This is a genomic window from Pseudomonas sp. SJZ131 (assembly GCF_007828705.1).
Classification (GTDB): domain Bacteria; phylum Pseudomonadota; class Gammaproteobacteria; order Pseudomonadales; family Pseudomonadaceae; genus Aquipseudomonas; species Aquipseudomonas prosekii.
On record NZ_VIVC01000001.1, the window covers coordinates 154,654 to 168,925 of the forward strand.

At 64.6% G+C, this 14,272-nt stretch carries 4 protein-coding genes; 3 read left to right on the plus strand and 1 reads right to left on the minus strand.

Going from position 1 to position 14,272, the window contains the following annotated elements; translation table 11 throughout:
• Positions 1 to 210: 210 nt before the first annotated feature.
• From FBY12_RS00465 to mnmH, 3 genes are all read left to right on the plus strand, one after another.
• Complete coding sequence (locus FBY12_RS00465) at positions 211 to 10,734, plus strand: autotransporter-associated beta strand repeat-containing protein (RefSeq protein ID WP_145250043.1); 10,524 nt, start codon at positions 211 to 213, stop codon at positions 10,732 to 10,734.
• 198 nt (positions 10,735 to 10,932) lie between these two features.
• Positions 10,933 to 11,967 carry a selenide, water dikinase SelD gene (selD, locus tag FBY12_RS00470; RefSeq protein WP_092279846.1) on the plus strand — a complete coding sequence of 345 codons (1,035 nt, stop codon included), beginning with the start codon at positions 10,933 to 10,935 and terminating at the stop codon, positions 11,965 to 11,967.
• Positions 11,967 to 13,070: a tRNA 2-selenouridine(34) synthase MnmH gene (gene mnmH / locus FBY12_RS00475; RefSeq protein ID WP_145250046.1), complete on the plus strand. Its 1,104-nt coding sequence runs from the start codon at positions 11,967 to 11,969 to the stop codon at positions 13,068 to 13,070. The genes selD and mnmH overlap by 1 nt, the downstream gene beginning before the upstream one ends.
• Positions 13,071 to 13,181: 111 nt before the next feature.
• Here mnmH and FBY12_RS00480 read toward each other — a convergent pair whose 3' ends face one another.
• Positions 13,182 to 14,237, minus strand: coding sequence for a permease (locus FBY12_RS00480; RefSeq protein ID WP_092279850.1), 1,056 nt, complete (start codon positions 14,235 to 14,237; stop codon positions 13,182 to 13,184).
• Between the last annotated feature and the right edge of the window lie 35 nt (positions 14,238 to 14,272).

The following is a 14,272-nucleotide window of genomic DNA, read 5'->3' on the forward strand; positions in this document are numbered from 1 at the left end:
GGTAAACGCTGCTCCAACACCAAAGTATTAATGCTAATTAACCCGCGCCAGACGCTGTCCCTTCGCCGGGCGTCTACTACCGTGGTTGAAGATTTGAACGGTTTACAACGCCGTCGCAGTCTTGATTCGCGTGCCGTGACCCACGGAAAACAACGCCGCTGTCACACGCCTTTCAAGGAAGAATGGTTAACCACGTAAAAGGAATTGCCCGTGGACTTGAGATCCGTCATCGCCCCGATTTCGCGCGTTTCCCCACTTTTTCTTGCCGTGCGCCTGAGCATCGTTGGCGTGTTTGTCGGGGTTGTCAGCCCGCAAGCGATGGCCGCGTGTACGCCCGCCAGCCCGGCGGCGGGTGCGACGGTGACCTGTAGCGGCGTGCCGTCGTTGCCGCTGTTTCTCAACACCTTCTCCAGCGCGGTGAATGACCTCACCGTCAACGTCAACACCGGCGCGCAACTCAACGCCACTCTGGGCGGGCAGGCGCTGACCCTCACGGGCAACAACATCACGTTGAATAACGCCGGGACCATTGACCCTTCGTTACTCGGCGCACTCAGCGTGTTAAGCACGGGCGCGGTCATCGGCAATACCGGCGCCTCGGTGGTCAACATCAGCAACGCCGCCACCGGGATCATTCGCGGTACCGGCGCCTTGCTGGGCGTCAACCTGGCCAGCCTCAACGGCATGGCGCTGAACCTCAGTAACGGCGTTGGCGGCAGCACCAACATCGTCAACAACGGCAGCCTCGGTTCAGTCTCGCTAGCGGGCCTGACGCTGTTTCCCGCCGACACCCCGATCGTCGCGGTCACTGGTGGTTCTCAAGTCAACGTGATCAACGCCGGCACAGTCACTGGGCGCATGGCGTTCGAAACCTCGGCCAGCGGCAATACCTTCACCAACTCCGGCACCATCAGTGGCGGCGTGTCGATGGGGGCGGGCAGCACCAACACCTTCACCGCGATTACCGGTTCCAGCATTTCCACTGGCGGCGGCATCGGTCTGGCTTTGGGCGGGCTGCTCGGCGTCAACCTGACCTTTGCACCGACCGGGCAGGTCGACGGTGGCGCGGGCGGGGTCAACACGTTGACCCTGCAGAACCCGATTGGTCTCGGCGGCGGCACCACTGGGGTCGGCACGGTGTCCAGCGACAATTACGTCAACTTCAACAACCTCACGGTCAACAGCGGCACCTGGACGCTGCAAGGTCCGGTGGTCACCGGCAGCACCACGCTCAATGGCGGTATCGCCCAATTCAACAACAGCGCGGCGTTCGGCAGCGGCGTACTGACCGCCAATGGTGGCGGGTTGCAGGCGAGCACTGGCGGCTTGACCCTGAGCAACCTGATCAACCTCGGCGCCAGCGGTTTGCAACTGATGGGCACCAACGCCATCACGCTCGGCAACGTGATCAGCGGCAGCGGCGGCCTGACCAAAACCGGCACCGGCCAACTGATCCTCAATGGCGCCAACACCTATCTGGGCAGCACCACCCTCAACGGCGGCTCAGTGCAACTGGGCAATGATCAGGCGTTCAGCACCGGCACCGTGACCCTCGGTGGTTCGACCGTTCTGCAAGCGCCGGGCACTGTCACGCTGAACAACGCCTTGGTGCTCAACAGCGCGCTCGGCACTTCCGGCGTCGGCAGCCTGACCCTGGCGGGTGCGATCAGCGGCGCTGGCGGTATCTCGAAAAACGGCAGCGGTACCTTGGCGCTGACCGGCAACAACGCCAGTTACAGCGGCAGCACTGGCCTCAATGCCGGCACCCTCAGCCTCGCCAACAACGCGCTCGGCAGCGGTGCGTTGAACGTCAACGCGGCGGCCAACCTAGACACCACCACCGGTGTAGCGCTGAACAATGCCATCGCGCTGAACGGTAATCTGACTCTCGCCGGGAGCAATGCGCTGACCCTCAACGGGCTGATTTCCGGCACCAGCGGCCTGATCAAAAACGGCGCGTCGACCCTGACGCTGACCGGCAACAACACCTATCAGGGCCCGACCGCACTGAATGCCGGCGCGCTGGTGCTGGCGTCCAATACCGCGTTGGGCAGCGGCGCGTTGAACACGGCGGCGGGGACGTCGATTGATGCCAGCGTCGCGGTCACGCTGGCTAACGCAGTCAACCTCGGCGCGGACCTGACCGTCGGCGGTACCCAGGCGTTGAACCTGACTGGCGTGGTCAGCGGCGCTGGCGGGCTGATCAAAAATGGCAGCGCGGCGCTGGCGCTGGGCGGCAACAACAGCTACTCCGGCAACACCGCACTGAATGCCGGTTCGCTGATTCTCGGCGCCAACACCGCGTTGGGCAGCGGCGCGTTGAACGCCGCCGCCGGCACCACGCTGGACGCCAGCACCGCCGTTGCGCTGACTAACGCGGTCAACACCGCCGGCAACCTGACCGTCGGCGGCAGCGCCAATCTGACCCTCGGCGGGGTGGTCGGTGGCAGCGGCGGGCTGAGCAAAAACGGCGCGGCCAACCTCACGCTCAACAACGCCAACGCGTTCCTCGGCGGCACCACGCTCAACGCCGGCAGCCTGACCGTCGGCAACGCCAATGCCTTGGGCAGCGGCGCATTGACCGTGACCGCTTCGTCGACACTCGACGCCAATACCGGCGTGGCCATCGCCAACAACATCATCGCCAACGCCGCACTGAGCGTCGGCGGCAGCAATGCCTTGAGCCTCGGCGGCGTGCTCAGCGGCAGCGGGAATTTGATCAAGAACGGCGCGGCGAATCTGGCGCTCAATGGCATCAACACCTTCCAGGGCGGCACCACGCTGAATGCCGGCAGCATCACCGTCGGCAACGCTGCTGCATTAGGCACCGGCGCGCTGACCGTCGGCGGCGCGAGCACCTTGACCGGCAGTTCGGCGCTGACCCTGAACAACGCGATCAACCTCAATGCCAACCTGACCACTGGCGGCGCCAACGCGCTAACCCTCGGCGGGGTGATTGGCGGCGGCAATGGCCTGATCAAGACCGGCGCTTCGAGCCTGACGCTGACCGGTGCCAATACCTACACCGGCACGACCGCGCTGAATGCCGGCTCGCTGATCGTCGGTTCCAACACGGCGCTGGGCACTGGCACGTTGAACGTCTCCGCTGGCACCACGCTCGATGCCAGCACCGCGGCGACGTTGGCCAACGCGGTGAACCTCGGCGGCAACCTGACCGTCGCCGGCAGCAACGCGCTGACCCTCAACGGCACCGTTGCCGGGATTGGCGGGCTGATCAAAAGTGGCGCGGCTGACTTGACCCTCAACCACGCCAACAGCTACTTCGGCGCCACGGCGCTGAACAGCGGCAAACTGATCGTCGGCGCCAGCGGTGCCTTGGGCTCGGGCACGTTGAACGCGGCGGGCAATACCACACTGGACAGCAACACAGCGGTCAGCCTGAACAATGCGGTCAACCTCGCCGGTGCGTTGAATGTCGGCGGCAGCGCCGACCTGACCCTGGCGGGCAACGTCAACGGCGCCGGCAGCCTGGTGAAAAACGGCGCGGCGAATCTGATCCTCAACGGTTCCAACAACTTCCTCGGCGGCACCACGCTGAACGCCGGCACCGTGACCGTCGGCAGCAACTCGGCGCTGGGGCTGGGCAACCTGACTGTCGGCGGCGCAGCGACCCTCAACAGCATTGCGCCGATCAACCTCGGCAACAATGTCGTGCTGAATGCCGGCCTGAGCGTCGGCGGCACACAAGCGCTGACCTTGTCCGGCGTGGTCAGCGGCAGCGGCCAATTGATCAAGAATGACGCCACCAACCTGACCCTTAATGGCATCAACACGTTCCAGGGCGGCACCACACTCAACGCCGGCAGCCTGACATTGGGCAGTGGCGCGGCGCTTGGCACCGGTGGATTGATCGTCGGCGGCACCTCCACGCTGGATAACAGCGCGGCGTTCACCTTGGCCAACGCGCTGACCCTGAATGCTGGCCTGAACGTCGCGGGCAACAACGACCTCAACCTCAGCGGCGTTATCGATGGCGCCGCCGCGCTGAACAAAAACGGTCTGGCCGACCTGACCCTCAGCGGCAACAACAGCTTCACCGGCGCGCTGAACATTCTGTCCGGCAGCGTCACCGCCCTCAGCACCGGCGCGTTGGGCAACACTTCCGGGGCCAATGTCAGCGCCGGCGCCAGCCTCAATCTGGGCGCCGATGTCAGCCTCGCCGGCCTCAGCGGCAGCGGTGATGTGGCCATCGGCGCGGGCAGCACGTTGTCGGTCGGCGGCATCAACACCACCAGCACGTTCGACGGTGGTTTGTCCGGCGCTGGCGGGCTGACCAAAGTCGGCAGCGGCATCCTAAACCTGACCGGGATCAACGGCATTACCGGTGATACCTTGGTCAGCGGCGGCACCCTCGACCTCAGCGGTTCGCTGGGCAGCAGCAACGTCAATGTCGGCAATGGCGGCACGTTGACTGGCACCGGCTCGTTGCTCGGCACGTTGAACGTGAACAGCGGCGGCCATCTGGCGCTGAGCAGCGGCAACCAGTTGTCCGCGTCCTCGTTGGTGCTGGGCGCGGGCTCGAACCTGGACGTGGCGCTCGGCACGCCCTCCACCAATTCACTGCTGAATGTCGGCGGCAACCTGACCCTCGACGGTTCGCTCAACGTCACCGACGCCGGCGGTTTTGGCGTCGGCGTGTATCGCCTGATCAACTACACCGGCAGCCTCGTCGACCTCGGGCTGGACGTCGGCGCGATTCCCATCGGTTACAGCCTCGCCGATCTGGCGGTGCAAACCAGCGTCGGCAATCAGATCAACTTGCTGGTTTCGGCACCGAACGTGGCGATCCGTTTCTGGGACGGCAGCCAGTCGATTGCCAACGGCAGCGTCGATGGCGGCACGGGCACCTGGACGGCGGGCGGTACCAACTGGACCTCGGTCAACGGTTTGGTCAATCAGACCTGGGCCAGCGATTTCGCGATTTTCCAAGGCGCGGCGGGCACGGTGACGGTCGACGGTACGCAGACTTTCAACGGCATGCAGTTCGTCACCGATGGCTACAACGTGATCGGCGGCGCGGCGGGGCAACTCACCGCCGTCAATGGCAGCGGCGGCAACACGGCGATCCGCGTTGATCCGGGCGTGACCGCCACCCTCGGCGTCAACATCGGTGGCGCGGGCACCCTGGCCAAACTCGACAGCGGCACGCTGGTGCTCAACGGCGCCAACAGCTACGCCGGCGGCACGTTGCTCAATGGCGGCACACTGGTCGTGGGCAGCAACAGCGCGCTGGGCAGCGGCACTTTGACCGCCGCGTCGGGCGTGACCCTCGACAGCAACGCCGCAGTGACCCTCGGCAACGCCGTCGATCTGGCCGGCAATCTCAACGTCGCGGGCAGCAACGCATTGACCCTCAACGGTGCGATCAGTGGTGTTGGCGGTTTGATCAAAACCGGCGCGGCCAACCTGACCCTCGGCGGCAATAACAGCTTCCTCGGCCCGGTCGCACTGAACGCCGGCGCACTGGTGCTGGCCTCGAACACGGCGCTCGGCACCGGCGTATTGAACGCCGCCAACGGCACCACGCTGGACGCCGCTGCGCCAATCTCCGTCAACAACGCGGTGAACCTCGCCGGCAACCTTGGCATCGGCGGCAGCGCTGACCTGACCCTCGCCGGCAACCTCAACGGCGCGGGCAGCCTGAGCAAAAACGGCGCGGCCAACCTGACTTTGAATGGCAGCAATGGCTTCCTCGGCGGCGTCAACCTCAACGCCGGGACCTTGACCGCTGGCAATGCTGCGGCACTGGGGCTGGGCAATCTGACCGTCGCGGGCGCTTCGACGCTGGACAACAGCACGGCGTTGAGCCTGGGCAATAACGTGGTGCTGAACGCCAATCTCGCGGTCGCCGGCAGCAATGATCTGACCCTCGGCGGGGTCATAAGCGGCGCCGGAAGCTTGAGCAAAAATGGCGCGGCGAACCTGACCCTAAACGGCGTCAACAGCCTGTCGGGCGGCACCACGCTGAACGCCGGCACCCTGACTCTCGGCAACGCAGCAGCGCTGGGCACGGGCGCACTGACCGTCGCTGGCGCTTCGACGCTGGACAACAGCGCGGCGCTGGTGCTGGCCAACAACCTCAACGTCAATGCTGAGTTGGACGTGGCGGGCAACAACAACCTGACGCTGGCCGGGGTCGTCGCGGGCGCAGGCACGTTGATCAAAAACGGCGCCGCCGATCTGAGCCTCAGCGGCAACAACACCTTCAGCGGCACCTTCGATGTGGCGAACGGCAGCCTGACCACCCTCAGCACCACGGCGCTGGGTAACAACGCCGCGGTCAATCTGGGCGCAGGCACCAACCTCAACCTCGGCGCGTCCGCCAGTCTCGCCAGCCTGAGTGGCAGCGGCACCGCGCAAATCGGCGCGGGCAATACGCTGAGCATTGGCGGCAACAGCGCCAACGGCACGTTCGACGGTGTGCTCAACGGCAGCGGTTTGCTGGCGAAACTCGGCAGCGGCACGCTCAACCTGACCGGCGCCAACAGCCTGACCGGCGACACCAGCATCGACGCCGGCACCTTGAACGTCAGCGGTTCGCTGGCGAGTGCCAACGTTGCCGTCAACAACGGCGCGACCCTGACTGGCAACGGTGCGCTCGCAGGCGCGGTGAACGTCGCCGATGGCGGTCACCTTGCACTGGCGACCGGCAATAGTTTGTCGGTGGGTGCGCTGGCGCTAAGCGGCAATTCCAACCTCGATTTCGGCCTCGGTGTGCCCGTGGTCGGCGGCGGTAATGCGCTGCTGAATGTCGGCGGCAACTTGACCCTCGACGGTGCCTTGAACGTCAGCGACATCGGCGGTTTTGGCAGCGGCGTGTATCGGCTGATCGACTACGTCGGCGGCTTGACCGACAACGGTCTGCAGGTCGGCAGCGTGCCGGGCAGTGTGCTGCCGGGTGATCTGCAAGTGCAGACCGCGCTGGCCAATCAGGTGAATTTGCTGGTAACCGCACCGAACGTCACCGTGCAGTTCTGGGACGGCGCGCAGTTGCTTGGCAACGGCGCGGTCGATGGCGGCAGCGGTACATGGGGCAGCGGCATCAGCAATTGGACCAACGTCAACGGCACCGCCAATCAGGCGTGGGCCAACAGCTTTGCGGTGTTCCAGGGCACGGCGGGTGATGTCACGCTCAACGGTGCGCAAGCGATCACCGGCATGCAGTTCGCCAGCGACGGCTACCGCTTGTTGAATGGCACGGCCGGCGAATTGACGTTGGTCAACGGCAGCCTCGGCAACTCGACGCTCCGTGTCGATCCGAACGCTACCGCGACCGTCGACGTAGCGATCAATGGCGCCGGCACTTTGGGTAAATACGACGCCGGCACCTTGGTGCTCAACGGCGCCAACGGCTACACCGGCGGCACCGCGCTGAACGGCGGCACGCTGGTGGTAGGCAATAACGCGGCGCTCGGCAGCGGCGCATTGACCGCCGCCGACGGCACCACGCTGGACAGCAACACAGCCGTCAGCCTGGCCAACGCAGTGGTGTTGAACGGCGGATTGAATGTCGGCGGTTCCAACGCCTTGACCCTCGACGGCGTGGTCAGCGGCAGCGGCAGATTGAGCAAAAACGGCTTGGCGCGGCTGACCTTGAACGGCAGCAACACCTACGCCGGCGGCACGCAGTTGAATGCCGGCACGCTGGTGCTCGGCAACAACAGCGCAATCGGCACTGGCGCACTGGACGTCGCTGGCACCGCGCAGCTCGACAGCACGGCCGCGCTGCAATTGGCCAACGACATCAACCTCAACGGTCAGTTGAGCCTGGCGGGCACGCAGGACACCGCGCTCAGTGGCGACATTGCCGGCACCGGCAGCCTGGTGAAAAACGGCAGCGGCGCCTTGTTGCTCAGCGGTTCCAACACTTACAGCGGCGGCACCACGCTGAACGGCGGCAGCACCAGTGGCACCACCGCCAGCCTGCAAGGCGCGATCGTCAACAACGCCGCGCTGACCTTCGAGCAAACCAGCGACGGCACCTACACCGGCAACCTGACTGGCGCCGGCACGCTGAACAAAACCGGGACCGGCGAATTGTTGCTCACTGGCAACAACAGCTTTACCGGCGACACCAATGTGCAGGCCGGTTCGCTGATGGTCGACGGCACGTTGAACAGCGCCAATGTCACCGTCGCCAGCGGCGCCACTCTCGGTGGCAGCGGGCAACTCGGCGGCGCCGTGCAACTGGCCAGCGACGCAACGCTGGTCGGCGGCGGCAACGTCGCGCCACTGTCATTCGGCACGCTGGCGTTGGCCTCGGGCTCGGTGCTCGACTTCACCCTCGGCGCGGCGACGGCTTCGACCACTGTGGTGAATGTCGCCGGTAACCTGACCCTCGACGGCACGCTGAACATCACTGATGCCGGCGGCTTTGGCACCGGCGTCTATCAACTGTTCCGCTACGGCGGTGCCCTGACCAACAATGGTTTGATCTACGGCAGCTTGCCCGGCGCGGTATTGCCGGCGAGCTTGACCTTGCAAACGGCGTTGGCCAATCAGGTCAATCTGCTGGTGGAAAGTGCGCCGGGCCAAGTGCAGTTCTGGAACGGTGACAAAACCAATGCTGACGGCACGATTGGCGGCGGCAGCGGCACCTGGGGTTCGGACACCAACTGGACCAACGCCAACGGCACCGTCAGCGAGGATTCGAACAATCAGTTCGCAGTCTTTGGCGGGCAGGGCGGCACTGTTACCGTGGTCGGCAATCAGGGCTTTACCGGGTTGCAAGTGCTCGACAACGGGTATCGCCTGGTCGCAGGCGCGGACGGCAGTTTGAGCCCGATCAATGCGCTCGACGGCAGTCTGGCGGCCGTGCGCGTCAACAGTGGCGTGACCACGGAAATCGCCGCGCCGCTGGTGGGCACTGGCGGTATCGAGAAACTCGATTCCGGCACGTTGGTGCTCAGCGGCGCCAACACCTATAGCGGCGGCACCCTTGTCAGCGGCGGCACGCTGGTCGGTAATACCGCCAGCCTGCAGGGGCGCTTCCTGATCAACGCGCGGATGCTGTTTGCTCAGCTCAGCAGCGGCCGGTTCAACGGTGTGCTCAGCGGCACCGGCAACGTGGTCAAGCAGGGCGCAGGTCTGTTATTGCTGACCGGTGATCAGCCGTTCAGCGGCACAGTCGATGTCGAGCAAGGCACGTTGCAAGTCGGCGACAGCAGCACGCCAAGCACCCTCGGTGGCCAGGTCAATGTCGCCAATGGCGCGGCGTTGAGCGGCAACGGCAGCGTCGGTTCGATCAACAACAACGGGCTGATGGTTTCCGGTGCCAATGCCAGCGTGCTGCGCGTCGCCGGCAACCTGACCAACGCGCCAACCGGCGTGCTGGCGCTGACCGTCACTTCGCCAACCGTCACGCCTCTGGTGGTCGGTGGCGCGGCAACCCTCAGCGGCGGTCTGGTGGTGAACAATCTGCTGCCGTATACCGGCGATGCGTCTTACGCGCTGATCACGGCGGGCGGCGGCGTCAACGGTACGTTCAGCGCCACCGATCTGCCGGAGCGGGCGTTCCTCGACACTTCGCTGGTGTACAACGCCAACGAGGTTGCACTGAGCGTCAGCCGCAATCAAAACTCGTTCGCTGCGGTCGCTGCGACGGGCAATCAACGTGCGGCCGCTTCGGCGCTGAGCCGTAACGGTGTGGCGGGCGCAGCGTTGCAAACCGAGATCGTCAACCTGAGCAGCGCCGGAGCCCGTGCGGCGTTCGACAGTCTGTCCGGGGAGATTCACGCGAGCACCGCCAGCGCGATTCTCGAAGATTCGCGCTACATCCGCGACGCGGTCAACGACCGCATGCGCCAGCCGTCCTGCAGTGGCCCGGACGATCCGCGCCGCGCCTTGGCGCCCAGCGAGAATCGCCTGACCAGCGGCGGCTGCCACGGTGAAATGGTCGGCTGGATGCGCGCACTCGGCGCCTGGGGCGAGATGGACGGGGGCAATGGCGCCGCCAGTCTTGATCGCAACCTCAGCGGTTTCATGCTCGGCACCGACAAGCAGATCGACGACCAGTGGCGGGCCGGGATGGCCGCCGGGTACACCCGCAGCGACCTCGACGCGCATGATCGTCGCTCCGACGCCACGGTCGAAAGCTACCACTTGGCGGCGTACCTCAACTCGCAGTTCGATGCCTTGGCGGTGCGTTTGGGCGCGGCTTACAGCTGGCACGACATCGAGACCAAACGCGACGTCAACGTCGGCGCCTACAACGATCGGTTGAAAGGTGATTACGACGCGCGCAGTGCTCAAGTGTTCGGCGAAGTCGGATACACCGTCGAAGCGGCCGGCATCGCGCTGGAACCATTTGCCGGTCTGTCTTACGTCAATTACGACAGCGACACGGTGCGTGAGAAGGGCGGCGTCGGGCGCCTGAAAGCGGATTCCAGTCAGGACATCACGTTCTCGACCCTGGGCCTGCGCGCCGGCAAAGTCATCACCCTGGCCAACGGCGGGCAATTCACCCCGCGCGCGGCCATCGGCTGGCGCCACGCGTTCGGCGACACCAAACCGGATGCCGACCTGAGCTTCATCGACGGCGGCGCTTCGTTCACCACCCAAGGCGTACCGATCGCCAAGGACAGCGCGCTGCTGGAGGCGGGCGTGGACTTCCAGATCAGCCCGACCGGCAAACTCGGTCTGGGCTACTCGGGGCAGGTCTCGGGTAAAAACGAGGACCACGCGATGACCATCAGCTTCAGCCTCGGCTTCTGATCGCGGGAGAAGTGTTTTAGCCGCCCGCAAGGGCGGTTTTTTTGTGCGGTCAGTTGAGGCGGTGTGTTGATCGTTCCAACGCGCAGCGCAGGAACGATCCTATTTCTTGTGCGTGAGCCTGCTCGCGATGCGGCCCGAAAGGTCGAGATCAGTCCGGTCTGCTAGAATCGCCGGCAATTGACCCCACAAGGTGCACCCATGAGCGAGCCGATTCGTCTGACCCAATACAGCCACGGCGCAGGATGCGGTTGCAAGATTTCCCCGCAGGTCCTGGAAGTGATCCTGGCCGGCAGCGGCGCGCAAAACCTCGACCCCAACCTCTGGGTCGGCAACGCCTCGCGCGACGACGCGGCGGTCTACGCCATCGACGACGAACGCGGCGTAGTCTCCACCACTGACTTCTTCATGCCGATTGTCGACGACCCGTTCGACTTCGGCCGCATCGCCGCCACCAACGCGATCAGCGACATCTACGCGATGGGCGGCGATCCCTTGATGGCGATTGCGATCCTCGGCTGGCCGGTCAATGTGCTGGCCCCGGAAATCGCCCGCGAAGTGATTCGCGGCGGTCGCTCGATCTGCGACGAAGCCGGGATTCCGCTGGCCGGCGGCCATTCCATCGACGCCCCGGAGCCAATCTTCGGCCTCGCCGTCACCGGCCTCGTGCAAAAACGCCACATGAAACGCAACGACACCGCCACCGTCGGCTGCCAGTTGTACCTCACCAAACCGCTGGGCATCGGCATCCTCACCACCGCCGAAAAGAAGGGCAAATTGCGCAACGCCGACATCGGCCTCGCTCGCGACTGGATGTGCACGCTGAACAAACCCGGCAGCCGTTTCGGCAAACTTGCCGGCGTGACGGCGATGACCGACGTCACCGGATTCGGCCTGCTCGGCCACCTGGTGGAAATGGCCGATGGCAGCAACGTTACCGCGCGCATCGAATACCAACGCGTGCCACGTCTGGCCGGCGTCGAGTATTACCTCGAACAGGGCTGCGTGCCCGGCGGCACCTTGCGCAACTTCGACAGCTACGCGAGCAAACTCGGGCGCCTGCAGGAACTGCACAAACGGGTATTGTGCGACCCGCAAACCAGCGGCGGTCTGCTGATCGCGGTCACGCCCGAGGGTAATGCAGAGTTCCTCGCAGTCGCCGCCGAACTCGGCCTCGATCTTCAACCAATCGGCGAATTGGTCGAGCGACAGACCAACGCGGTCGAGGTGTTTTGATGCCCATCGAATACACCGATTACCGCGACATCTTTCTCAATGATCGCCCGATGATGGACGCGCGCGCGCCGGTCGAGTTTCTCAAGGGCTCGTTCCCCGGCGTGGTCAACTTGCCGCTGATGAACGATCACGAACGCCAGCGCGTCGGCACTTGCTACAAACAGCACGGCCAGGAAGCGGCGATCACCCTCGGCCATCAATTGGTCTCGGGCGACATCAAGGCTGAACGTATCCAGGCCTGGGCTGATTTTGCCCGAGCGCATCCTGACGGTTATTTGTATTGTTTTCGCGGCGGCTTGCGCTCGCAGACCGTCCAGCATTGGCTCAAGGACGAGGCGGGCATTGACTATCCGCGCATCGGCGGTGGTTACAAAGCCATGCGCACGTTCTTGCTGGAGACGGTCGATCAGGCGATTGCGCAATGCGATTTTGTCCTGCTCGGCGGCATGACCGGCACCGGCAAGACCGAAGTGCTGGTGCAACTGAACAACGGCCTCGATCTGGAAGGTTACGCCAATCATCGCGGTTCCAGTTTCGGCAAACGCGCCACCGGCCAACCCTCGAATATCGATTTTGAAAACCGCTTGGCGGTGGACGTGCTGAAGAAGCGCGGCCAAGGTATCGAGCAATTTGTGCTGGAAGACGAGAGTCGCGCGGTCGGCAGTTGCGCGTTGCCACTGCCGCTGTATCAAGGCATGCAGCAGTTCCCGATGGTCTGGCTCGAAGACAGCCTCGAAGGACGTGTCGAGCGGATCTTGCAAGATTACGTGGTCGACCTGTGCGCCGAATTCATCGAGGTGCGTGGCGAAGAGGGTTTTGCGCTGTTTTCCGAGCGCTTGCTGGAAAGCCTCAACAACGTGCAAAAACGCCTCGGCGGCGAACGCCATCGGCGCATGTTGTTGCTGATGGAAGAGGCGCTGATCGAGCAGGCGCGCAGCGGTGCGGTGGATCTGCACCGGGCGTGGATCGAGGGTTTGCTCAGCGAATACTACGACCCGATGTATGCCTTTCAGCGTGAGAAGAAAGGCACGCGGATCGAGTTCGCCGGGGAGCGCGGGGCGGTGATTGAGTACCTGCGCGAGCGGAACAGTCGGCGGGTTTGATGTTGTCCGGGCTGACGCTTTCGCGGGCAAGCCTCGCTCCTACAGGTTGTATGCGATCCCTTGTAGGAGCGAGGCTTGCCCGCGAAGACGCCCGATCAGCCGTCCAATCCCTTAAAGCAACGCCGCCCCGATCAGCCCGCACACCACACCAATCGCCATCGTCATCAGCGCCACGCTGACCAGCACCCGCGTGTCGAAATCCTTGCGCAGCATCAGCAGCGAAGGCAGGCTGATGCTCGGCAGCGTCATCAGCAGCGCAACTGCCGGCGCGGTGCCCATGCCCAGGGTCATCATGGTTTGCACGATCGGGATTTCCGCAGCAGTCGGGATCACGAACAGCGTGCCGATGATCGCCAGCGGCACCAGCCACAACAGGCTGTCGGCCATTGCGCCGTCAATGTGCGGGAACACCCAGACGCGCACCGCGCCGAGCACCAACACCGCCAGGATGTAGATCGGAATGGTGCTCCAGAATAGCTGCCAGATCGTCCGGCCCCAGCGCGTCAGGAAGGGTTGCGAATCGACTTCGCGAGCCTCGGCGACCGCTTCGACGGCGGCTTCAGGCAAGACTTCCGGGCCGGAAATCCGCTGCGCCACCCACGACACCCCGAACACCAGCACGATGCCTGCCACCAGGCGCAACGCGGTGAAACCCCAGCCGAGCACAAAACCCATGAACACCAGCGTCGCCGGGTTGAGCACCGGGTTGCCGATCCAGAACGCCAGCGCAGCGCCGACCGAAACATTCTGCCGGCGCATGCTGGCGGCAACCGGGGCGGCGCAGCACGAGCACATCATGCCGGGCAGGGCGAACAGGCCGCCGCGCAGGGTCGAGGCAAAACCGGCGCGGCCGAACAGGCGCAGCAGCCAGTCTCGCGGAATCAATACTTGCAACAGGGAACCGAGGATTACCGCGAGCACTGCGGCTTTCCAGATCGCGAGGAAATACACCTTGGCATACGCCAGCGCAGCGGCCAGTGGGTCGGCCAATTGATCGTTGATGATCGAGGCGCCGATGCTGTGGCTGTCAGCGGCGACGAAGGCCTTGACGTAGTACGGCGACCATTTGACGTAATACAGGCCGACGCAGGCGACCAGCAGGAACAGGGCGGGTTTCCACCAGAATGACCAGCCCCGGGCGGGGGTGGCGGCGGTTGAGAGCGACATGGTGAGGTTCCGGGCAAGAAGAAGTTGCGCTCATG